Source organism: Parafannyhessea umbonata (genome assembly GCF_012844235.1).
In the GTDB taxonomy this organism is placed as follows: domain Bacteria; phylum Actinomycetota; class Coriobacteriia; order Coriobacteriales; family Atopobiaceae; genus Parafannyhessea.
Window position 1 is genome coordinate 1 of sequence record NZ_JABAGR010000010.1, and the last position, 22,485, is coordinate 22,485.

General features: G+C 67.1%; 15 protein-coding genes. 11 read left to right on the forward strand and 4 right to left on the reverse strand.

Features of this window, described 5'->3' with window-relative positions:
* Both HF885_RS09170 and HF885_RS09175 read left to right on the forward strand, forming a co-directional pair.
* Nucleotides 1-1,323, forward strand: a 1,323-nt coding sequence (locus HF885_RS09170) for a citrate synthase (protein WP_170104633.1), incomplete at its 5' end; no start/stop codon positions are given.
* A complete protein-coding gene (locus HF885_RS09175; protein WP_170104634.1) occupies nucleotides 1,323-2,210 on the forward strand; it encodes an HAD family hydrolase in 888 nt (295 codons plus the stop codon). The genes HF885_RS09170 and HF885_RS09175, both read left to right, overlap by 1 nt.
* Nucleotides 2,211-2,299: 89 nt before the next feature.
* Here the strand turns inward: HF885_RS09175 and HF885_RS09180 are convergent, their stop codons facing one another.
* A complete protein-coding gene (locus HF885_RS09180; protein ID WP_170104635.1) occupies nucleotides 2,300-4,573 on the reverse strand; it encodes a KUP/HAK/KT family potassium transporter in 2,274 nt (757 codons plus the stop codon).
* Between the two features lie 375 nt (nucleotides 4,574-4,948).
* Between HF885_RS09180 and HF885_RS09185 the strand changes: the two genes are divergently transcribed.
* Complete coding sequence (locus HF885_RS09185) at nucleotides 4,949-6,478, forward strand: S10 family peptidase (RefSeq protein WP_170104636.1); 1,530 nt, start codon at nucleotides 4,949-4,951, stop codon at nucleotides 6,476-6,478.
* A 93-nt stretch (nucleotides 6,479-6,571) separates the two neighbouring features.
* Here the strand turns inward: HF885_RS09185 and rlmKL are convergent, their stop codons facing one another.
* Nucleotides 6,572-8,941: a bifunctional 23S rRNA (guanine(2069)-N(7))-methyltransferase RlmK/23S rRNA (guanine(2445)-N(2))-methyltransferase RlmL gene (gene rlmKL, locus HF885_RS09190; protein ID WP_170104637.1), complete on the reverse strand. Its 2,370-nt coding sequence runs from the start codon at nucleotides 8,939-8,941 to the stop codon at nucleotides 6,572-6,574.
* Nucleotides 8,942-9,226: 285 nt separating this feature from the next.
* Here rlmKL and HF885_RS09195 point away from each other — a divergent pair, with 285 nt between their 5' ends.
* Nucleotides 9,227-10,951, forward strand: a complete 1,725-nt coding sequence (locus tag HF885_RS09195) for a phospho-sugar mutase (RefSeq protein ID WP_170104638.1) — start codon at nucleotides 9,227-9,229, stop codon at nucleotides 10,949-10,951.
* 88 nt (nucleotides 10,952-11,039) lie between these two features.
* Here the strand turns inward: HF885_RS09195 and HF885_RS09200 are convergent, their stop codons facing one another.
* Complete coding sequence (locus tag HF885_RS09200; RefSeq protein WP_170104639.1) at nucleotides 11,040-12,209, reverse strand: hypothetical protein; 1,170 nt, start codon at nucleotides 12,207-12,209, stop codon at nucleotides 11,040-11,042.
* Between the two features lie 337 nt (nucleotides 12,210-12,546).
* On the opposite strand from HF885_RS09200, the gene HF885_RS09205 reads away from it, so the two are divergent.
* On the forward strand, nucleotides 12,547-12,984 hold the full coding sequence (locus tag HF885_RS09205) for an arginine repressor (RefSeq protein ID WP_090861378.1): 438 nt from the start codon (nucleotides 12,547-12,549) through the stop codon (nucleotides 12,982-12,984).
* Between the two features lie 214 nt (nucleotides 12,985-13,198).
* On the opposite strand, the gene HF885_RS09210 is transcribed toward HF885_RS09205, so the two are convergent.
* A complete protein-coding gene (locus HF885_RS09210; RefSeq protein ID WP_170104640.1) occupies nucleotides 13,199-15,376 on the reverse strand; it encodes a transglycosylase domain-containing protein in 2,178 nt (725 codons plus the stop codon).
* Nucleotides 15,377-15,592: 216 nt separating this feature from the next.
* On the opposite strand from HF885_RS09210, the gene HF885_RS09215 reads away from it, so the two are divergent.
* The 6 genes from HF885_RS09215 to lgt all read left to right on the forward strand — a co-directional run bounded on the left by HF885_RS09215 (nucleotide 15,593) and on the right by lgt (nucleotide 21,493).
* The gene (locus HF885_RS09215; RefSeq protein ID WP_090861380.1) at nucleotides 15,593-15,862 is read left to right on the forward strand and encodes a type II toxin-antitoxin system RelB/DinJ family antitoxin; all 270 of its coding nucleotides are present in this window, start codon (nucleotides 15,593-15,595) and stop codon (nucleotides 15,860-15,862) included.
* Nucleotides 15,863-15,864: 2 nt separating this feature from the next.
* A complete protein-coding gene (locus HF885_RS09220; protein WP_170104641.1) occupies nucleotides 15,865-16,161 on the forward strand; it encodes a type II toxin-antitoxin system YafQ family toxin in 297 nt (98 codons plus the stop codon).
* A gap of 122 nt (nucleotides 16,162-16,283) precedes the next feature.
* Entirely contained in the window at nucleotides 16,284-17,501 is a 1,218-nt protein-coding gene (gene tyrS / locus HF885_RS09225) for a tyrosine--tRNA ligase (protein ID WP_170104642.1), read from the forward strand.
* A 5-nt stretch (nucleotides 17,502-17,506) separates the two neighbouring features.
* Nucleotides 17,507-20,080 (forward strand): DUF3656 domain-containing U32 family peptidase, encoded by a 2,574-nt coding sequence (locus tag HF885_RS09230; RefSeq protein WP_170104643.1) that lies wholly within the window; start codon nucleotides 17,507-17,509, stop codon nucleotides 20,078-20,080.
* A gap of 186 nt (nucleotides 20,081-20,266) precedes the next feature.
* The gene (locus HF885_RS09235) at nucleotides 20,267-20,566 is read left to right on the forward strand and encodes a NifU family protein (RefSeq protein ID WP_229769585.1); all 300 of its coding nucleotides are present in this window, start codon (nucleotides 20,267-20,269) and stop codon (nucleotides 20,564-20,566) included.
* A gap of 78 nt (nucleotides 20,567-20,644) precedes the next feature.
* Nucleotides 20,645-21,493 (forward strand): prolipoprotein diacylglyceryl transferase, encoded by an 849-nt coding sequence (lgt, locus tag HF885_RS09240; RefSeq protein WP_170104644.1) that lies wholly within the window; start codon nucleotides 20,645-20,647, stop codon nucleotides 21,491-21,493.
* Nucleotides 21,494-22,485 lie beyond the last annotated feature (992 nt).

Below are 22,485 nucleotides of genomic sequence, written 5' to 3' on the forward strand. Positions count from 1 at the left end.
GAGGGCGGCCGCAACGTGGACGTGGTGCCGGCGGAGCTGTACTCCCGCTACGACGTGAAGCGCGGCCTGCGCAACGCGGACGGCTCCGGCGTGCTGGTGGGCCTCACCACCATCTCGAACGTGCACGGCTACAACAAGACGGCCGAGGGCGTCGTCCCGGACGAGGGGCGCCTGACGTATCGCGGCTACAACGCGGCGGAGCTCATCTCTGCGGCGCAGCGCGAGGGGCGCTTTGGCTACGAGGAGGTCTCGTACCTGCTGCTGACGGGCCAGCTGCCCACGCAGGCGCAGCTGGACGACTTCCGCGCGCGCATAGGCAGCCGCCGCCAGCTGCCCGAGGGCTACCTGCGCATCTTCCCGCGCACCACGTTCAGCCCGTCCATCATGAACGTGCTGCAGCGCGCGACGCTCTTGCTGTACGCGTTCGACAACAACCCGGACGACACGAGCCCCGTGCACGAGGTGGACGTGGCGCTGTCCATGCTCGGCCGCTGGCCGCGCGTGGCCTCCGTCGCGCACCAGGCGTACGTGGCGGCCCGCACGGGCGTCGTGCCCACGGTGCCGCCCGCGCGCGAGGACTTCTCGATGGCCGAGACGATCCTGGACGTGCTGCGCGGCGACGAGGGCTTCACCCGCGACGAGGCCATGATGCTCGACGTGATGCTCATGCTCCACGCGGAGCACGGTGGCGGCAACAACTCCACGTTCACGTGCAGGGTCCTGTCCTCATCCGGCACGGACGCGTACTCCGCGTACGCGGGCGCGCTCGGCTCGCTGAAGGGCCCCCGCCACGGCGGCGCGAACGCAAAGGCCGGTGAGATGGTGGACGACGCCGCGGAGCACATCGAGGACTGGTCGTCCGACGACGAGGTGGCCGACTACCTCACGCGCGTGCTTGCGGGCAAGGCGTTCGACGGCAGGGGCCTGATCTACGGCATCGGGCACGCGGTCTACACCATAAGCGACCCGCGCGCGCAGATCGTGAAGGGCTACGCCCGCGAACTCGCCCGCAAGAAAGGCACGGCAGAGGCCGAGAAGTTCGAGCTCATCGAGCGGATAGAGCGCCTTGCGCCCCAGGTCATGCGCGACGTGCGGCACATCACGAAGCCGCTGTGCGCGAACATAGACCTGTACACGGGCTTCGTCTACCACATGCTTGGCATCCCGAAGGACCTCTTCACGCCCATATTCGCCATCGCTCGCATGAGCGGCTGGGCGGCCCACCGCATGGAGGAGCTCTACGGCCCGGCGCGCATCATACGCCCCGCGTACAACTCCTACATGGATGCGCAGGCGTACGTGCCGATCGCGGAGCGCGGGTGATGCCCGCCCGCGTAGGCGCCGGCGGCAGTGGACGCGCGTCCGCGGAGGCGTCCCACGCGCCCGTCTCCATCGTGTTCGCGGACATGGACGACACGTTCCTTGCGAGGGACAAGACGGTCCCGGCCGGCAACCTTGCCCTTCTCGACCGCATGGGCGAGAAGGGCGTGCCGTTTGTGCCGTGCACCGGCCGGGTGTGGTCGGCCGTGGCAAGGCGGGTGCTGGGGCACGCCGCGACGCGCTACGTGGTCGCGAGCGACGGGGCCGTGGTGATGGACGTGCGGGACGCAGGGAACCCGCGGCGTCTGCACCTGAGCGCGCTCGGCCGCGAGCGTGCGCTTGCGCTGTACGAGCGCATGAGGGAGCTTCCCGTGACGTTCGACGCGTTCTGGGACGGCAAGATCTACGTGTCGCGGCGGCGCTTCGAGCTCATGCGCGGGTTCGACATCCCGCCGTACGACCGCGACATGTACCTGCGCTATCGCACGCCGATGGACATGACGACGCCCCAGCTTCTTGAAAGCCTTCCCAACGTGGAGCGCCTCACGATCTTTACGGGCACCGACGACGTGCGTGCACGTGCCATCGAAGCCGTGGCGGCGGACTCCACGCTGCACTACACGTATTCCAGCGCGCGCAACCTCGAGGTGATGGACAAGGGTACGTCCAAGGGCGCGGCCGTCCGCTGGCTGTGCGATTACCTGGGCATTCCGCGAACGCAGTCCGTGGGGTTTGGCGACTCTCCGAACGACCTCACGATGCTGGCGGCCGTGGGTGACGGCGTGGCCATGGCGAACGCGTATCCGGAGGCGAAGGCCGCCGCGACGCACGTGGCTCCGTGGACGTGCGACGAGTCCGCGGTGGCGCACTACCTGGGGCCGCTGCTGTAGCGCGGCCCCGGACGCAGACGCGAAAGGAGGAAGGTCCCCCGGCGGTGCCGAGGGACCTTCCTCATGGGATGTGGCGTGGGGCGTGGGGGCTAGCTATTCTCGCCCGGCGCGTCCTCTTCCTCCTCCTCGTCGACCCTGAGGGGACGGAAGCTCGCGGTGTCGCCGCCGATGACGGCGGACTCGACCTCCTCGGCGTTCGCGACGGCGTCGCTCTTCATCTTGTCCGCGAAGATGTCGTCGTCCTCGGGCTCCTGCATGGGGACTTCGACGCGCTTCATGGCGCCGGAGCTTGCGGGAGCGGGCGTCGCGACCGCGTTGGCCACGGAGATGCGCGTGAGCTTGTGCTGGCGCTTCGTGCGGGCGAACAGCGGGACGTACTCGAAGATGATGGAGGAGTTCTCCAGGCCGTACCAGCGCGCGGGCGAGCCGCAGACGTGGCGAATCATGTACTTGAGCTCCATCACGCGACGGTTGAATCCGGAGATCTCGGTCTCGGGCGTGAGGACCTTGCGGATGAGGCAGAAGCGGAAGTCGCCCACGTTGGAGTGCTCGCGGTAGATGGAGTAACGGTGCTCCTGCGGGGCGAGCTGGCCGGAGTTCACGAGGTCCGAGACGATCTGGTACAGGTAGGTGTTCACACGCTGGTTCACGCGGAAGCCCAGGCGCAGCTGGACCTTGAACAGGAAGTCCGTGCCGTAGTTGTTGACGATGAACTCGTGCGTGTTGGGCTCGTCCGTGACCATGACGTTCAGGAAGTAGTACGCGCGGGCGCGCTTGGGGCGTTTGTCCAGGATGGAGTACAGGATGTCGCGGTCAAGCTTGTCCGGCGAGGAGTCGTTGGTGAGGAAGACCAGGTTGTCCGCGATGATGGGGTAGTCGTTGTCGTTGCGAAGCGAGCGGAGCTGGTCGATGTACTTGTTGACGGGCAGGTACACGGACTGGGTGTGCTCGATGGCGGTGCCGCGGCGCCACACGTACATGACGATGAAGATGAGCGTCGCCATGAGGACGGTGAAGTAGCCGCCGTGGAAGAACTTCGTGAGCGAGGAGAAGAAGAACGTGAGCTCGATCGCGCCGAAGAACAGCGCGAAGACGATGGCGAGGCCGCGCCTGTGCCACAGCCTTGAAATATAGGTGTAGAGAAGGACCGTGGTCATGAGCATGGTGACCGTGATGGCCAGGCCGTAGGCGGCCTCCATGTGGCTGGAGCTGCGGAACAGCAGCACGACGAACACGCACGCGACCCACATGATGGTGTTGACCATGGGGATGTAGATCTGGCCCTTCGTCTGCGAGGGGAAGTTGATCTTCATGTGCGGCATGAGGTTGAGGTGGATTGCCTCGCTCACGATGGAGTATGAGCCCGTGATGAGCGCCTGCGAGGCGATGATGGAGGCGAGCGCGGAGAGTACGACCTCTGCGAAGCGGAGGTTCTCGGGCACGATGTGGAAGAACGGGTTGAGGTCGGGTGTGGCCGCGAGCGCTGCGTTGCCCCTGTTCGCGAGGATCCAGGCGCCCTGGCCCAGGTAGTTGAGGATGAGGCAGAGCTTCACGAACGGCCAGGTGGCGTAGATGTTGGGCTTGCCGACGTGGCCCATGTCGGAGTAGAGGGCCTCCGCGCCGGTGGTGCACAGGAAGACGTTGCCCAAGACCATGAGGCCGGCGGCGTTGATGGAGCCGTCGAACAGGAAGCGGATGCCGCGCAGCGGGTTGAACGCGCGGAAGACGTTGAGGTCGAGGCCGACGTTCAGCAGTCCCGTGATGCCGAGGAACAGGAACCAGATGGTCATGATGGGGCCGAACGCCTTGCCGATGGCGGAGGTGCCGGCGCGCTGCACGGCGAACAGCACGCACAGGATGATGATGGTGATGGCCACGACGATGTTCTGGTTGGTGCCGATGATGGCGTAGAACGTGTCGATGGTGCGCAGGCCCTCGATCGCGGTGGTGACGGTGACCGCCGGGGTGAGGATGCCGTCCGCGAGCAGCGCGGCGCCGCCGATCATGGCGGGGAAGATGAGCCACTTTCCGCAGCGGCGGACGAGGGAGTACAGCGCGAAGATGCCGCCCTCGTTGTGGTTGTCGGCCTTCATGGCGACAAGGACGTACTTGACGGTGGTGATGAGCGTGAGCGTCCAGATGATGAGCGAGAGCGCGCCCAGGACCGTGTCCTGGCCCATGGTGGTGAGACCGCCGTTGTCCGCCATGATCGCCTTGAGCGTGTACATGGGGCTGGTGCCGATGTCGCCGTAGACGACGCCCAGCGCGACGAGAATCATGCCCGCGGAAAGCGGGATGCCGTTGTACTTGCGCCGCTTGGTGGTTACGCCCTTTGGCGCTGTCGGCAGCTTCGTGTTAGACATACTGCTCCTATATCGATGTGACCTCCGCTTGCGACGGCTTGCATCCACGGGGACGTGCCCACGGCGCGGCAGGCGATGTCTTGCGCCTGGCCGGGCGTGGCGCATAGCGCCGCAAACTACATACATACGATAATGGTAACACTGAAGACAATCGTGAGGTCGTGGCGAGCGTGCGGTGAATGAACCATCCGCCTGCATGCACGGTCGGGCGGACGCGCCCCTTGTGCCCCCCCCCGCGCCCGCCGTGCGTGCCCGCGGGTTCTTTTTATGGCGTGTGGGCGGGCGTTCGCGCGTGCGGGCGCGTGCGGGATAGACTTGTCTGCGTATACGGCAGACGGCCGGCCGCGCGCCGGCCACGACGAAGGGAATGCGAGCATGGCAGAGGAGAGCCAGGGCGAGGCGACCCCCAGGCAGGCGAGGTCCAAGGTGGCGGAGGCGTTCATGTCCGTTCCCGCCGAGGAGGCGAGCACGTGCCCGGAGCCCGCGACGGCACGCCTGACGTGGCACGGCTCAAACGAGACCGCGGGCGAGAAGATCGAGTACTCCTGCACGGCGGCGCACCTGGACGTGCGCGCGGACACGGGCAGGCTCGTGGGCAAGATGTTCAGCCTGACCTACGTGGCGCTTGACGAGGCGGGATGCGCGAGTCCTTCTCGTCCCGTGACCTTCTGCTACAACGGCGGCCCCGGCTGCGCGAGCGTGCCCATCAACTTTGGCGGCATGGGTCCGCGCCGCGTGAGGACGGACGGCGTGAGCCACCTGGCGTACCCCATCGAGGTGGAGGACAACCCGTACACGCTGCTGCGCGAGTCCGACCTGGTGTTTCTGGACGCGCTGGGCACCGGGTTCTCGAGCCTGGCGGCCGACGCGGACACGAGCAAGGTGTTTGGCGTGGACGGCGACGCGGACGCGTTCTGCCGCGCCATCACGACGTGGCTGGAGGAGAACGGCCGCTGGACAAGCCCCGTCTACCTGTTTGGAGAGTCGTACGGCACGGTGCGCAACGCCGTGCTGATGCGCCTTCTGGGCGAGAGGGACGTGAAGGTCGCTGGCGTCACGATGCTTTCCGCCATATTCGACTGGGTGCAGACGCTCGAGGGCGAGGACCTGTACCACCTGGGCATGACGCCCACGTACGCCGCCACGGCCCACTACTTTGGCAAGGTGGGCGCCGGCGAGGGCGCGGACAAGTGGTTTGACCGCGCGCTGGAGTTCACGGACGACGTGCTGGCGCCCGCGCTCCTGAAGGGCGACAGGCTGGACCCCGAGAAGGAGTCGGACATCGCGTGGCGCTACGCGGAGCTCATCGGGCTTCCCGCCGAGCACATCCGCCGCAACCACCTGCGTGTGACGCTGGACGACTTCCGCCGCGGCGTTCTTGCGGATGACGGCAGGGTCTGCGGCCGGCTCGACACGCGCTTCTCGTCCGAGGCGCCGTCCTCGCTGCAGACGTCGAGCGAGTGGTTTGCCGGCGAGGACGCGGCCGACGACGCGGTGGAGTCCAGCTGGACGATGGCGTTTAGGGACTTCCTCCACCGCGAGCTGGGCTACAAGGCGCCGGCGCGCTACATATCGAGCAACTACGAGCAGGTGGGCGTTAACTGGAACTGGAGCCACCACGAGCCGGGCAAGATGGACTCGACGGGCTGCCCGAACGTGGCGACGGACATCGCTACGGCCATGCGCCGCAACCCGCGCATGAAGCTGGCCATCCTGGGCGGCCGCTACGACGCGGCGACGCCGTACTGGAACGTGATGCACGACATGAGCGCGCAGTTTTTGGGCGACGCGCTGAAGGAGCGCCTGGAGTGGCACCGCTACGGCTGCGGCCACATGGCCTACGTGGACGAGCCGACGCTGCGCCAGATGAGCGCGGACATGGAGGCGTTCTACAACAAGCGGTAGTGACGGGTGAGGTCCGGCCCGTGGGTGCAGGAGGGCCAGTCCCGGGAATGCGCGCGGTCGTCACGATGGCGACCGCGCCCTTTTTTGCGTGCGCTACGCGCGCCTCACGATGTAGCAGTGGTGCACCTTCGCGTTGCGCGAGAAGTCCTCTGGGATGGACTCGGCCGTGACGTCCTCCAGCGTGACGCCGGCGCGCGCGAGCTTCTGCACGTCCGGCTTGAAGCCGCGCAGGTTGCAGCTGAAGATGGCGGCGCCGTTTCTGGTGAGCAGGCGCGACACGCCGATGATGAGCTCCGCGTGATCGCGCTGGACGTCCCAAGAGCCGCGCATGCGCGAGGAGTTGGAGAACGTGGGCACGTCGCAGAACACGAGGTCCCAGCGGTTCTTGGTGTGGCGCTGCTCCTGCACCCACGCGATGACGTCCGCCTGCACGTACTCGTGCTCAGGCGGACGCGACGTGCTGACGAAGCCGTTGCGCTCCATGTTGCGCCGTGCCCAGTCCAAGGACGGCCGGCTCATGTCCACCGTGGTGGTGTGCTTGGCGCCGCCGTCCGCCGCGTAGCACGTGGCGGTGCCGGTGTAGGCGAACAGGTTCAGGAAGCGCTTCGACCCCTGAGTGCGCTTCATCATCTCGCGCACGAGCGAGCGGGCGTTGCGGTGGTCCAGGAAGAGCCCGCAGTCCAGGCGCATGCCAAAGTTGACCTCGAACGTGAGGCCGCCCTCGTCAACCAGGTGGGCCCCACGGGGGAGAGGAACGAACCCCTCCCTCGCGGCGGCGCCCCTGCGCCCGGCGGCACCCCTGCCGCGGGCATCGCCGCGCGCATCCCGGCGCGGGGCCGCGACCTCGTCCGCGTACTGCGAGCCGCCCTTGCCGTGGGTGCGCACGCGCACGAACACGTCCTGCGGCGCGACGCCCAGCACGAGGGGGGCTATGGCCAGCACGTCCAGCAGGCGCCTGCGCGCGAGCGTGGGGTCGACGGACCTGGGGGCGGCGTACTCGTACACCTGCAGCCAGCGGCCGCGCCCGCGTCTGCTGGGCATGAGCTCCGAGCCCTCCCACAGGTCGATGCTGACGGCGTAGTCCGGCAGGTCGGAATCATACACGCGGTAGCAGCTGACGTCCTCGCGCTGCGCCCACTTGCGGCGGAGCCGGGCGACCTTCGCGAGGCGGCGGGCGAACTGCTCGCTTGCGCCCACGAGCACGGGCACCCTGACCTGCCTGCCACCCGGGACCGTGACCTCGACGCACTCGCGCTCGCCCGGCAGGGCCGCGGCCGCAAAGCGGCTGATGGCCGCGTCGCTCTGGCCAACGATGACCTCTACCTTCTCGGCGGGCTCGGCGCCGAGGGCCGCGTCTATGGCGCCGTCGCGCGCGAGGGTGACCACGGTGGATCTTGCCGGCAGCCCCTGGGCCGCGGCCGCGCACTTCGCGAGCGCGGCGGCCTGCGTGGCGACCTCGTCCGGCGAGACCCACGAGAGGTCCTCCACCACGAGCGCGTCCGTGTGCCCGGCGAGCGCCGCGGATACGTCTTCCGCCGCGCAGAACGTCAGGCCTACGTCCATGCCGGCCGCCCTGAGGGCGCGCCTGGCAGAGGCCTCGGCGCCGGGGCGGGTGTCCGTGGCCACGAGGAGGGGCTTCCTGTCGCGGGCGGCTTCTGCCCGCTGGCGCGCCTGTGCGAGGACGGCGTCCCACGCGTCGGCGTCGTGGCCGCCCCAGCCCATAAAGCCCCACCGCGTGCGCAAAAGCCCCGGGGCGCGATCGAGCGCCTGGGAGGCCGCCTCGACCACGACGCTGCCGGCGCCGCTGAAGACGCAGGCCAGCGCGGGGGAGTCGTGCCGCACGGAGCGGAACCATCCGCCGGCGGCCAGAAGCGCCGCGGCGTAGTCCGGGCGAAGCGGAGCTATGGGGGCGCGGTCGGAGCGGGCGGCCTCGTAGCCGCGCCTGAAGAGCGGGGTGCCCGTGAGGTCGATGCCGACGGTCGCGCGCTCGCGCGAGACCCTCACCACGACGGACACGTCCGGGTGCTCGACGTCCACCATGGGGCGCGCTCCCCGGCGGGCGGCAATCCTGTCCACGATCGCGTCCTTCGCGCGTACTGCCACGAACTGCGTGTTCCGGAGCTGGGCGTTCGTGCCGTGCGCCTCGACGGCGACCGTGGCGCCCGCGGGCACGTGGTCCTCCCACGGAAGCTCCGCCATGCCCTGGTACAGCGAATCGGAGTCCGCGGCGCCGATGCGGTTGAGCACGAGCACCACGCGCGAGGCAAGGCGCGACCACAGGCAGGCGCGGTACGCGTCCTCGAGCGCGGAGCCAAAGCCAACCTGGCCCCTGAGCGCGCGCACGTGCCTGGCGCCAAGGGAGGCAAGCTCGTCTGCCAGGAGGGGCTCGAAGCCCTTGGGGCACGTTGCGAAGAACTCGAGGGCGCCCGCGGCACCCTCCGTGGAAATGCGTGACTCGGTCATGCGGGACACCTTTCGCCCGTGGTCGGAAGTACTAGAAATGGTATGCGTGCCCGGCGTCTCCGCGGGCGTAAAACGCGGCCACCAGCAACTCGACACACGTCTGGCGCGTTGGAGCGTCCCCCCGCGCGAGGGCCCGACCGCGCCGCGACCGCCGTCCGCCGCTGAGGGCGCGTTTGTCGCTCGTCCGGAAACGCGGCCGTGGATACGGTTATCATCTTCTTAGGAATGTGTAGGAATCGGGTGGGCGCTGTGCCCTCCCGAGCGAGAAGAGCGAGGAGATCTCTCATGGATAAGGAAACCGAGTCCAGGGTTCAGCTTTGGAAGGAAAACGTCACGGAGCCAGACCTCAAGGCAGAGCTTGACGAGCTCATCTCCTCGGGCGACGAGGAGGCGCTGAACGACGCCTTCTATCGCGACCTCGCCTTCGGTACGGCCGGCCTTCGCGGCACGCTCGGCGTCGGCACGAACCGCATGAACGTCTACGTCGTCGCGCAGGCGACGCAGGGTGTGGCCGACTACCTGAACGCCCACTACGAGAACCCCTCCATCGCGCTCGCGCGCGACTCGCGCCTGAAGGGCGAGGACTTCCAGAGGGTCGCAGCGGGCGTCCTTGCCGCCAACGGCATCCACGTGTACGTCTACCCGCGCATCGAGCCGGTCCCCACGCTGTCGTTTGCCGTCCGCTACCTGCACACCTCCGCCGGCATCGTCCTCACGGCGTCGCACAACCCCGCGCAGTACAACGGCTACAAGGTCTATAACGACAACGGCGGCCAGATCGCGAACGAGGCCGCGGACGAGATCTCCGCGTCCATCGAGAAGACCCCGGTCTTTGGCGGCGCCAAGATGATGGACTTCGAGGAGGGCCTGCAGAAGGGCCTCATCGAGTGGACGCCGGAAGAGGTCCTCGACGCGTTCATCGAGGCCGTCAAGAAGGTCTCCGTCCCCGGCTTCAAGGCGCCCGAGGGCTACAAGGTCGTGTACACGCCACTCAACGGCACCGGCATGGAGTGCGTGACCCGCATCCTGAAGGAGATCGGCGTGAACGACGTCGAGGTCGTTCCCGAGCAGAAGGACCCGGACGGCAACTTCCCGACGTGCAAGTACCCGAACCCCGAGTTCCGCGAGGCACTGCAGCTGGCCCTTGACCTTGCCGACAAGGTGAAGCCGAACCTCGTCGTCGCCACGGACCCGGACGCGGACCGCATGGGCACGGCGATTCCCCACAACGGCGAGTACGTCCTTCTCTCCGGAAACGAGATGGGCGTCCTGCTGATGGACTGGCTCATCAAGATGGCCGAGCAGCGCGGCGAGGACCCGAAGACGAAGGTCGCCGTCTCCACGATCGTCTCGTCCGTCATGCCCGACGCGCTTGCGCGTGACCACGGCTTCGAGATGCGCCGCGTGCTCACTGGCTTCAAGTACATCGGCGACCAGATCGACCAGCTGAAGGACGAGGGCGAGGAGGACCGCTTCCTCATGGGCTTCGAGGAGTCCTACGGCTACCTCGTCGGCACGCACGCCCGCGACAAGGACGCCATCGTCGCCGTCGAGATGTGCGTCGAGATGGCCGCGTACTACGCCGAGCGCGGCATGGACCTCTACGAGGCCATGGAGGAGCTGTACAAGAAGTACGGCTACTACCTCAACGGCACGGTGAACGCGCAGTTCCCGGGCGAGGCCGGCGCCAAGCGCATGGCCGAGATCATGACCAGCCTGCGCGAGAACCCGCTGACCGAGATCGCGGGCTACAAGGTCGTCGGCATGACCGACTTCGCGACTGGCCCCGAGATGCCGCGCGTCTCTGGCCTGCAGAAGGAGGCTCCGCAGCACCTGCCCGCCGCGAACGTGATCGAGTACCGCCTCGAGGGCGACAACAAGGTCATCTTCCGTCCGTCCGGCACCGAGCCCAAGGTCAAGGCGTACCTGTTCGCAAAGGGCGCGACGCGCGCAGACGCCGAGGCCATCCGCGCCAAGCTTGACGAAGCCTCCAAGAAGATCCTGGCATAGCGGACCGACGGCCTATCCCGCACCAGTGCCCCGCTCGGAGATCCGGGCGGGGCACTTCTCGCGTGCGAGTTCGCGCGGTCGGGCGGCGCTATTGGGACGACGAGCCGTCGGAGGCGGAGGCCGTGTCGCCCGAGGCGGCGGTCACGCTCAGCAGGGTGGAGGAGTTCTTCGCGATGGTCCCCGCAGCCCACGTGTGGCCGCTCGCGGAGGTGCTGTCCGGGTCGTACATGGTGACGGACCCGTCGTCGTTTGTCTTGACCACCAGCGCCCAGTGCGCGTACGGGGTCGTGAAGTTCGCGTTCAGCTGCACGATCGCGACGCCGTTCGAAAGGACGATCGACAGGTTGTCCGCGGAAGGCGTGTACTCCTTCACGGTCAGGCCGACCTTGGCGCCCACCTTCGTGAAGAACTCCTTCTTCGTGCCGGAGCCCTTGTCAGTGTACTTGCCCTCCGTGGAGAGCTCCGCAAGTGCGTTCGGCGTCTGGTCCGTCTTTCCCGTGAGCCCCATGTACGCCATGGAGAGCGACGTCGGGCCGGAGCCCGTCACGCCCATCACGCCGTCCGCGTACTTCACGTAGCCCCAGCGGGTGTCCCAGTCGTACAGCAGCGGGTACGAGCCCTTCTCGTTGCCGTCGCCGTACTTCTTCGCCGTCGACTTCGCCTTCGGGAGGCCGGCCACGAAGTCGACGGCGTCGTCCTCGCGAAGCGCCAGCTCGCACAGGCGCGCGTCCGCATACTCGTCCGCGTGCGCTGCGATCCAGGAGAGCTTCTTGTTCTGGTCGAGCACGGGAGTGAACTGCTTCGTGAGCGACTCGGACACGCCGGCCGCGACCCTGGCGTCGTAGGAGTTGACCTCCTTCTGCGCGGACTTCGTCTGCTTGCTGGAGCTGTTGCAGCTCGTGACACAGCTGCTGATGCCGAAGATCAGCAGGATGAGAAGGACGAGGCCTGCCAGCAGCACCGCGAGGCCCCTGTTGCTCAGGCCGAGTCGCGTGAGCAGGCCGCCGCGCCGCCGCGAGCCCTTGAAGTTGCTGCGGTCGAAGCCGATGCGCGAGTTGTTGTGCACGTTCAGGCCGGCGTCATGGCCGCTGATGGTGCGGTAGTTCCTGTTGCTGCGGTAGGGGGTCCTGCTCTCGCGGCGCTGCGCGTCGCGCACGTGCGCGGTACCCTGGCGCCGATTGCCGGAGGGGCGGCCCTGCGAGGAGCGTGACTGTTCCGATCCAGAGCCCCTGGGGCGATCGTTGTAGCTATATGGCATGGCGAACCCTTCCAGATGCATACTTTCGTCAATCCGCATACAACACGCAGACTATGACTCATCATATTGCACATACCTTGCTTCGGATGCCCAAAAATGGGGAATGGGGGTGGCAGGGCGCGCCGGCGCCGTAGACGGTTGCCGTTCGCGGAACCACACGCGGGGTCGGCATGGCGCGCTAATCCGCATGTTAAGCTTGTATTTGCGAGATGCGTGCGATTTTATACATGATAGTTGACATGGTTCTACTAGTATTTTAACTTGATGCAGAAGAGCGCAAAATGGGCCGTTCAAATTCAGCCTCATTTATGCGAGTTGACACTACGGAGGCCGGCACATGGTAAAGAGACGCAACAACAGGCAGGACGCCATCAGGGACATCGTCCGTGGCAAGTCCATCAGGACGCAGCGCGCCCTTGTTGACGAGCTTCAGGCCATCGGCTTCAACTGCACGCAGGCGACCGTCTCGCGCGACATCGCGGACATGGGCCTGCGCAAGCTCAGCGAGGGCATCTACGTCCTCGCGGAGGACCTCCACCTCCAGCGCATGGTTTCCGAGTTCGTGATGAGCGTCGACCGCGCCGACAACCTCGTCGTGATCAAGTCGCAGCCGGGCACGGCCCCCGGCGTGGCGGCCGCCGTCGACGCGGCGTCGCTGCCCGAGGTCAAGGGCTCCGTCGCCGGCAACGACACCGTGCTCGTGGTCTCCGGAAGCGACGAGGCCGCGATGGACCTCGTGAACCTCGTCAACAAGCTGCGCGACGCAAAGAAGTAGCGTCGCCGCACATGTCGCGTCCAACGTGTGACGCCCGGGCGGGGAGCCTGCGCTTCTCGCCCGGGCGCTTTTTGTCGCCGCTAACAACCGCGCTCGCCTTCGCATGCGCGCCACGCGCGCCGCGCCCAAGGGAGAAGGGCCAGCCGCTGTGGTGGCGACTGGCCCTTGCGTGCAACCTGGTGCCGGTCGAGCCGGCTATGGCTGGGCTCCCGCGCTAGCGCGTCCCGTCGCCTGCGCCTGCCCCGGTCTCCTGCGTGGTCGTGCCCGTCGTGGTGTCGGTGGTGTTGGTGGTGTTGGTGGTGTTGGTGGTGTTGGTGGTGTTGGTGGTGCCGGTGGTGTTCGTGCCGTAGTTCTGGGTCGAGTTCGTCGTGGTCGGGTTAGTGGTGTCGGTGTAGCCGTTCGTGTTTTCGGTCTTGGTGTTCGTGTAGCTGCGGTAGCGGTTCGTCTCCTCGGACACGTACTTCGTCGCCGTGAACTTCCACGAGCTGTTTGGCTTGTACGTGGCGGTGCCGTCCGCCTTCGGGAACTCCGCCCTCGCCACGCCGGACAACGCGGAGTTGATGAAGTCGACGTAGATGGGGACCGTCGTGTTGTACGGGTGACCGGACGCGCCGTGCACCATGACGGTGCCCTCGGTGGTGTAGCCGCACCAGACCGCGACGGAGAGCTGCGGGGTGATGCCGCAGTACCACAGGTCGCGCGCGTTCTCGGTCGTGCCGGTCTTGCCGGCGACCGGCTGGTCGACCTTGAGGGTCTGGCTGATGACGCTCGCGGTGCCGCCCGCCTGGGTGACGCCCTTCATCACGTCGATGGCCGCGTCGGCCACGGCGGTGGAGAACACCTGCTTCGGCTTGTCCTTGTGCTTGTACACCACGTTGCCGTTGCGGTCCTCGATCTTGGTGATGGCCACGGAGTCGCGGTGGTAGCCGCCGGAGGCGATCGTGGAGTAGCCCTCCGCCATCTGGATCACGGGGATGCCGATGGTGCCGAGCGTGATGGAGTCGTATGCCGGGATGTCAACGTCGACGCCCATGTCCGTGGCCATCTGCGAGACCTTGTCCGCGCCGACCGCCTGGATCACCTGCACGAAGCCCGTGTTGGAGGACAGCGCGAACGCCTTCGCGAGGGTGATGGTGCCATAGCTCGTGTGGCCGAAGTTGTTGACCTTCCAGGTGGGGGAGGCCTGCAGCGGGGAGTTGCAGTTGATGTATATCTGCGGGTTCATGCCGGCGTTCAGGGCGGCGCACAGCGTGTACGTCTTGAAGCTCGAGCCCGGCTGGCGCTCGGCCTGCGTGGCGAGGTTGAACTTGTTGGACTCGTAGTCGCGGCCGCCGACCATGGCCTTGATGTAGCCCGTGGAGGGGTCGATCGCCACGAGCGCCGCCTGCAGCTGGTCGTTGCCGATGCTGTCGAGGTTCTTGCGGACGCTGTCCTGCGCCGCCTCCTGCACGGTGGGGTCGATGGTGGTGTAGACCTTCAGCCCGCCCTGCATGACGGTGTCCTGGTCGAAGTCCTTCAGCAGGAGCGTCTTGACGTAGTCCGTGAAGTACGGGTACTTGCCCTCGGCATCCTCCATGGAGCCCTGGTTCGTGACCAGCTCCTCCTTCTTGGCGTCCTCGCACTGCTTCTTGGTGATGTCGCCAGCGGCGTACATGCGGTTAAGAACTATGTTGCGGCGCTTCTTCGCGGCCGTCGGGTTCTTCAGGGGGTCGTACACGGACGGCGACTGCGGAAGTCCGCACAGCGTTGCCGCCTCGGCGAGGGTGAGGTCCTTCGCGTGTTTGTTGAAGTAGGTGATGGAGGCGGCCTCTATGCCGTACGCGCTGTGGCCGAAGTAGATCGTGTTGAGGTACATGTTCAGGATCTGCTTCTTCGTGAACATCTTCTCCATCTGGATGGCGATGTACGCCTCGCGCACCTTGCGCTTGAGCGTCATGTCAAACTGCTCGTCCGAGAGGACCGTGTTCCTCACCAGCTGCTGGGTGATGGTGGAGGCGCCCTCGGAGCCGCCGCCCAGCTGCACGGCGACCGCGCGCAGGATGCCCTGCGGGTCGACGCCGTGGTGCTGATAGAAGCGGACGTCCTCCGTGTCGACGATCGCCTTCAGGGCGTAGTCGGAGATCTTGCTCGTGTCGACGCTGCGGCGGTTCTGGATGTAGTACTCCGCGATCACGGAGCCGTCGGACGCGTACACCGTCGTCGGCTCGGACACGAGGTACGCCTTGGCCGAGGTGTAGTCGGGCAGGTCCTGGAGCCAGTTGCTCACGACGCCGCCCAGAGACATGAAGAGCGCCAGCACAAGAAGCGCCAGAAAGCCAAAGAAACCCGCAACGCCAAAACCCACCGCATGGGTGCTCGCGTGCCTGTGAGCCCTGCGAGTGCGAATGCTCATATAACCCTCCCGGGAAATCGGTACAGACCCTTAGATTATAAGGGTGTCAACGTAGAAACTCCCATGGCGCCCAATCTAGGCGAGAAGAACAAAAAGGCAAACTGGCAGCGGGGGCGGCCCTCGAGCTCGCGATTTCCTTGCAATCGAATGAGAACGCCCCGGTTGTGGTATAAGTGCTACAACATACATTCAGCGCATGTACAATAGGAGTCTAACATGACTACGATGACAATTCGCTGCGACGAGCGTGATAAGGCTGCGGCTGCTGCCGTGGCCGAATACTACGGCCTTGACCTATCCTCTGTCACCCGCGCATTCTGGAAGCAGATGGCCAGGACAAACAGCATCCCCCTCGACTTTGGCAATAGGGAGCCTAACGCCGAGAGCCTCCGCTCAATCCGGGAGGCCGATGAGATTGAGGCGGCGGGAGGTACCGGCGAGTCCTATGGGAGCGCACGCGCGCTTCTGGACGCTGCAAGGGCGTAGACATGGCGCGTCTCAAAGCACAGTTCACCCCAACCTTCAAACGCGACCTAAAGAAGCTTGACAAAAGGCATGTCGACGATGCGCCACTTGAAGAAGTGATTGAACTCATAATTGAGAACTCCCCAGAGTCATTGGCAGAACTGAAAAGAAGGCACAGAATGCTCTCTCTTGCTGGAGGATGGTCGGGAAGTAGTGAGTGCCATGTCTGCAATGCCGGAGATTGGCTTCTTATTTGGCGGACGTTTGATGGGATTGCCTTGATGCAGCGCACGGGGAGCCATGACGAGCTGTTCCGCTAAGAAAGAGCTGCGCGCGGGGAGCGAGACTGCGCTATCCTATGCCGTATATGTCTAAGCACCGATGGCCGGCTCTTCTCGCCCGATCGTCGAGGGTGCTGCCGTCGTCTCTAGGAGGGACCAAATTGCTATCCGTTGACGAACAGCTCAAGGTAATTCTTTCCGGCACCATGCAGGTGGTGCCCCTGGACGAGCTCAAGAAGAAGCTCGAGAAGGGCACGCCCCTCAACATAAAGCTGGGCGTGGACCCCACGAGCCCGGACCTGCACCTGGGACACGCCGTGCCGCTGCGCAAGATGCGCCAGTTCCAGGACCCGGGGCACAACGTGACACTCATCATCGGCAACGGGACCGCGCTCATCGGCGACCCGTCCGGCCGCGACAGTACTCGCCCGCCGCTGACGGAGGAGCAGGTCGAGGCCAACGCAAAGACCTACGTGGCGCAGGCGATGAAGATCCTGGACCCCTCGCGCACGAAGGTCGTGCACAACGGCGACTGGATCAAGCCGATGACCCTGGACAAGATGCTGGGCCTGATGAGCAAGTTCAACGTGGCCCGCATCCTGGAGCGCGAGGACTTCCACAACCGCTACACCAACGGCCAGTCCATCGCCCTGCACGAGTTCATCTATCCCGTGCTGCAGGCGTACGACTCCGTCATGATCGAGGCCGACCTCGAGATGGGCGGCAACGACCAGATCTTCAATCTGCTGGCCGGCCGCGACCTTATGCGCGACATGGGCATGGAGCCTCAGGTGGCGCTGACGATGCCGCTTCTGGTGGGCCTTGACGGCCAGAAGAAGATGTCGAAGAGCTACGGCAACTACGTTGGCCTGACCGACGAGGCGAACGACATGTTTGGCAAGCTCATGTCCATAAAGGACGAGCTGGTGCCCATGTACTTCCGCCTGTGCTCCACGCTGCCCGTGGCGGAGGTCGACAAGATCGACGCCGCGTACGCGGACGGATCGGCGGACCCGTACGCGCTGAAGCGCCAGCTGGCCCGCAACATCGTGGACCTGTACCACGGCGCGGGCGCCGGCGACGAGGCCCAGGCGGCGTTCGACGCGACGTTCAAGAAGAACCAGATCCCGGACGACGTGGCGGAGTATCCCGTGAGCCTTGCCGTCACGAACGAGGACGGCAAGGTGTACCTGGCGAAGCTTCTGGCCGAGGTGGGCATCGCGAAGTCCGCGGGCGAGGGGCGCCGCCTGATCGACGGCGGCGGCGTGAAGATCGACGGCGAGCCCGTTGCCGCCAAGTGCTACAACGTGGAGCCGGAGCTGCTGCACGCCGGCTGCGTGCTGCAGTCTGGCAAGCGCCGCTGGGCGAGGCTGGTGTAGTCCCGTTGGCGTTTAGGGACACGCACGACGTACCCGAGCTTCTGGCCCCCGCCGGGGGGCCAGAGCCGTTTAGGGCCGCGCTTGCCGCGGGCGCGGACGCGATCTTCTGCGGCCTGGGAAGCGACTTCAACGCGCGCCGCGGCGCGGGCAACTTCACGTACGAGACGTTTGCGGAGGCGTGCCGCGAGGCGCACCTCTTGGGCGTGCGCGTCTACGTGACGCAGAACGTGGTGATAAAGGGCGACGAGATGCCACGGGCCCTTGCCCTTCTCCGCAAGGCATGGCTCTTGGGCGCGGACGCGTTCATCATCCAGGACTGGGGACTGCTTGCGGAGGCGAGGCGCCTGTGGCCCCAGATCGAGTGCCACATATCGACGCAGGCGAACGTGCACGACGCGCGCGCGACGCGCTGGTGCGGCGAGCTTGGCGCGGAGCGCGTGACGCTTTCGCGCGAGCTTTCCGTGGCGGAGATCGGGCGCATCGCGCGCGAGGGCGTGGAGCTGGAGAGCTTTGGCCACGGCGCGCTGTGCTTCTGCTACTCCGGCGTGTGCATGATGAGCTCGCTTCGCGGCGGGCGCAGCGCGAACCGCGGGCTGTGCGCGCAGCCGTGCCGCCTGCCGTACGACCTGGTGGACGGCGACGGCAACGTGATTTCCGCCCCCGGGGCGGGCCGCCCGCTGTGCCCGAAGGACTTCCGTACGCTGGACGACCTGCCGCGCCTGACCGCGGCCGGGCTGGGGTCGCTCAAGGTAGAGGGCCGCATGAAGGCGCCGGACTACGTGTACTCCGTCATCAGCGCGTACCGCGCGCAGCTGGACGACCTTGCGGCCGGCCGCGAGGTGACCGAGGCGGACGAGGCCGCGCGCAGCCGCACGCTGGCACGGGCGTTCAACCGCGACTTCACGAACAGCTACCTGGACGGCCGCTCGGACAACGACATGATGAGCTACGACCGCTCGAACAACCGCGGCGAGCTGGTAGGCACCGTGGTGGCGACGCGCGACCTTGGCAGTACGAAGGTGCGCCGCGGCGGCGGGAGTGGTGGGCGCGACCGCTTTCGCACCGTGACGATGGCTGAGGTGGACGTGCGCCTGGACGCGCCCGTGGGTGCCGGCGACCTTCTGGAGGTGCGCCCGCAGGACGACCCGTCGCAGTTTTTGACGACCCGCGCGGAGGCTGACGCCGCCGCCGGCGACGTGATCTGCTGCAAGACGGCGCGCCCCATGCCAGTGGGCTGCCCCGTGCGCGTGATCCGCTCCGAGCGCGCAATGGACGAGGCCGCGCGCGCCGCCTCGGGCGAGAAGCGCCGCCGCCTTCCCGTGCGCGTGGCCGTGACCGCGCGGGTGGGCCGGCCGTTCGCAGTGACGCTGACGTGCGCCGCGCCGCTGCCGGCCGGCGTCGCGAGCGCGACGGCGGAGGGCTTCGTGGTGGAGCCGGCGCGCACGCGGGCCGTGACGCGCGAGGACCTTGTGGAGCACGTGGGCCGCATGGGCACGAGCCCGTTTGAGCCCGTCGCATTTGACGTTGACCTGGACGAGGGCGCGGGCATGGGCTTCTCGGCCGTGCACAAGGTGCGCGCCCAGGCATGCGACCTGCTTGAGCAGGCCATACTTGCGCCCACGAGCGAGGCGGCGCGCAAGGAGGGCCTTGCGGACGTGCCGGACGCAAACGCGCTTGCGGCGGAGCTTCGCCGCGCGCGGGGGCGCGTGCGCAAGGCGCTCGCCGAGGAGGCCCCGGGCATCGCGGCCGGTGCTCCTGTCGCGCGGCCTGCCGGCGAGGTGTGCGCCCTGGTGCCGACGCCGGCGGTTGCGCGCGCGGCCGTTGCGGCCGGCGCGACGCGCCTGTACGCGACGCCGGACGCGCTTGCGCAGGCGCGCGGGCGCGGGGCCGCATGGCCCATGGAGCCGGTGCCCTGGCTGGACGAGGTGTGCCGCGAGGTGGACCACGACCGGCTTGACCCGCTGGTGCGGGCGGGGTGCCCGTGCGGCGTGGGCAACGTGTCCGAGCTGGTGCTTTCGCGCGAGCGCGGCGCGCTTGCCGAGGTGAGGCCGTGCATACCCGTGCACAACCCCAGCTGCCTGCTTGCGCTTGAGGAGGCGGGCGCCCGCGGCGTTTGGCTTTCGCCCGAGCTGACGCTTGGGGAGGCGTGCGAGCTTGCCGGCGCGTCCGACGTGCCGGTGGGCCTGGTGGTGAGCGGCCGCACGCGCGCGATGACGAGCGAGCACTGCGTGCTGCAGGTGGCGAACCGCTGCATCCACGACTGCGCGAACTGCCGCTTGCGGCAGGAGCGCTGCGCGCTGCGGACGCGCGACGGCTCGCTCATGCCGGTGCGCACCGACCTCGAGGGCCGCAGCCACATATACGCCGCGCACCCGCTGGACGCGACGCCCCAGATGGGCGAGCTCTTCTCGGCGGGCGTCACGCGCTTCATGGCGGACTGCACGCTTCTGGGCGAGGCGGAGGCCGGCGCGCAGGTCGCGCGCGTGGCGGCGGCCCTTGCGGCCGTGCGGGCGGGCAGGAAGCCGGCCCCGCGTGCGAAGGGCGCGACGTCTGGGCACCTGTTTGCCGGCATCGAGTAGCCCTCGGTCGCCGGCCGGCGCGCACGGCCGGCCTTCTGCCGGCGCTCGGCCGCCGGCCGGCGCGTGGGTAAGTTTGTGCAATGTTGGTTGCGCCGGGCGCATTAGGGGTAGACTCGGAGCAATTGTAAGTTGTGCGGTAGGAATTGCGACGCGGTCGCGCCTCCGCCCAGGGGAAGGACGCCACTCATGGCAGAGAACACCGATCAGACCAAGGACCAGGCCGCACCCGCGGAGGGCGAGGCGAAGCAGGGCGTGAACCGCGAGCTTCTGGAGGCGACCATCGACGTCATCCGCCAGAGCCTGCAGGCCGACGGCGGCGACGTGGTGCTGGTGAACTGCACGGACGACGGCGTCGTCACGCTCGAGATGCAGGGCGCGTGCGCCGGCTGCCCGCTGTCCAGCTACGACATGAGCGAGGGCATCGAGCGCATCCTGAAGGAGCACGTCCCCGGCGTCACCAAGGTCGAGCCCGCGATGGCGTGGTAGGCACTTCTCGCCCAGGCCGCGCGACGCCCGCCGGGGCGCGTGCGACACACGTGACGCGCGCAAGGAGAAGGACGTTCGATGTGGCTTAACGAGCTCTACCATCACCTCAACCCCATAATCGTGCAGATAGGCCCGCTGGCCATTCGCTGGTACGGGCTTGCGTACGTCGTGGGCATCGCGCTGGCCGGCGTGGTGATCTATCGCGTCGCGCGGCGGTGGGGGCTGGGGATTTCTCCGGACGACGTCACGAGTGTGATCATCGCGATCGCGTTTGGCCTGATCATCGGCGCGCGCCTGTTTTACGTGATCTTCTATGGCGACGGCTACTACCTGCAGCATCCGCTGAAGATATTTGCCACCTACGAGGGGGGCATGAGCTTTCACGGCGGGTTGGTGGGCGCCATCGTCGGCGGCTCTCTTGCGTGCCGCAAGCTGAGGATCTCCATCCCCACCATGTGCGACCTCGCCGTCATTGGAGCGCCGGTCGGCCTGTTCTTTGGGCGCTGCGCCAACTTCATCAACGGCGAGCTGTGGGGCAAGCCCACGAACCTGCCGTGGGGCGTCATGTTCGACGACGCGGGCGGCGGCATGGTGTACCGCCATCCGTCGCAGCTGTACGAGGCCCTGCTCGAGGGCGTCGTGCTGTTTGTCATCCTGTTCACGCTGTCGCGCAAGGCGAATCCGCCGCGCCCGCAGGGAACGTTCTTGGGAACCTTCCTCTTGGGCTATGGCACGTTCCGCTTTCTGATCGAGTTCGTGCGCCTGCCGGACAAGCAGCTGGGCTACCTGCTGGGCACCAACTGGCTCACGATGGGTCAGTGCCTGTCGATTCCGCTGGTGGTGGCGGGCGTCGCGATACTGATGATTTCGCACCGCGCGCAGCGGCCGCAGGCCGGTCGGCTGACGGAGGTCGGCTCGGCCGCGTAGCGCGGCCGGGGGCGCCGGCGCGGGACGTTGCCGGCAGCGACGCGGGCGACTACGACACGGACGACAGCGATACGGACGACAGCTGGGCGTCAGTGCGGGATCACGTCGAACTGGCATGCAACGACACGAGGGCGGACCTGCGCAAACGCGTAGACTCGCCCTTGGCGTATGATTGCTGGCTTTGCGCCCATGGCGCTCTCGGTGAGTAGGGCGTTGGGGCGCCGGCCGCCGGTACACGTGAGCCCCGAGTCGACACGCCCGTACACGTCGCGGCCGAGTTTCACGGGTCCGTGCAAGCTCGCGGCAGACGTGTACCGGGCCGGGTACACGTCGCGGCCCAGTTTACGGGATCCCGTACGTTTCTGCCACACGTGTACCGGCGGGGCGTGCCCCCCGTACACATGAGGGGCGAGTTTGCGGCCTGCCCGCGAACTGGGGGCAGGCGTGTACCGCGGGGGCGCCTCCCGGTACCCGTCTGCCCCGAGTTTCGTGCGGGCGTGCAAACTCGGCGCAGGAGTGTACCAGGGCGCAACGCTTCCCCGTACTCGTGGGACCCGAGTTTGCGTCGCCCCTGCAAGCTCGCGGCAGAAGTGTACCGGCACCGGGTGCCGTGAGCCCGACCTGCCCTCTTTGCCTGCGCAGCACGCTCGAGTTCCGATCGAGGCTCCATCCCGCTTGCCTCTGAGGCCGGCCAACGAGTGGCGGCCACCAGATTCTTGCAAAGATGTGTCCATACGCGCCCCCGAGCTCGCCGTGCGCCCCCAGCTGCTAGAATCGACCTCACTTAACAGAACCTGAGGGCATGGTCCAAAGCTCATAGGCCTAGGCAAAAGGATTCCGGTTCAACCCCGGATCAGCGCGAACTATGCTCACACAGTGGCGGCCCGTCGGCGCGATCCAGTCGTGCGCGTCCGTTGCGTCCATTGGCGCACGGGCGAGAAGGACGTGACCTGCCAGATGGGATGCCTTCCTGGCTTCCAATCCTGCGTGCC

What these genes read in the sequence shown, in the direction of transcription:
- HF885_RS09175 (WP_170104634.1), top strand. Translation starts at nt 1,323, where the DNA reads ATGCCCGCCCGCGTAGGCGCCGGCGGCAGTGGACGCGCGTCCGCGGAG.
- HF885_RS09180 (WP_170104635.1), bottom strand. Translation starts at nt 4,573, where the DNA reads ATGTCTAACACGAAGCTGCCGACAGCGCCAAAGGGCGTAACCACCAAG.
- HF885_RS09185 (WP_170104636.1), top strand. Translation starts at nt 4,949, where the DNA reads ATGGCAGAGGAGAGCCAGGGCGAGGCGACCCCCAGGCAGGCGAGGTCC.
- rlmKL (WP_170104637.1), bottom strand. Translation starts at nt 8,941, where the DNA reads ATGACCGAGTCACGCATTTCCACGGAGGGTGCCGCGGGCGCCCTCGAG.
- HF885_RS09195 (WP_170104638.1), top strand. Translation starts at nt 9,227, where the DNA reads ATGGATAAGGAAACCGAGTCCAGGGTTCAGCTTTGGAAGGAAAACGTC.
- HF885_RS09200 (WP_170104639.1), bottom strand. Translation starts at nt 12,209, where the DNA reads ATGCCATATAGCTACAACGATCGCCCCAGGGGCTCTGGATCGGAACAG.
- HF885_RS09205 (WP_090861378.1), top strand. Translation starts at nt 12,547, where the DNA reads ATGGTAAAGAGACGCAACAACAGGCAGGACGCCATCAGGGACATCGTC.
- HF885_RS09210 (WP_170104640.1), bottom strand. Translation starts at nt 15,376, where the DNA reads ATGAGCATTCGCACTCGCAGGGCTCACAGGCACGCGAGCACCCATGCG.
- HF885_RS09215 (WP_090861380.1), top strand. Translation starts at nt 15,593, where the DNA reads ATGACTACGATGACAATTCGCTGCGACGAGCGTGATAAGGCTGCGGCT.
- HF885_RS09220 (WP_170104641.1), top strand. Translation starts at nt 15,865, where the DNA reads ATGGCGCGTCTCAAAGCACAGTTCACCCCAACCTTCAAACGCGACCTA.
- HF885_RS09235 (WP_229769585.1), top strand. Translation starts at nt 20,267, where the DNA reads ATGGCAGAGAACACCGATCAGACCAAGGACCAGGCCGCACCCGCGGAG.
- lgt (WP_170104644.1), top strand. Translation starts at nt 20,645, where the DNA reads ATGTGGCTTAACGAGCTCTACCATCACCTCAACCCCATAATCGTGCAG.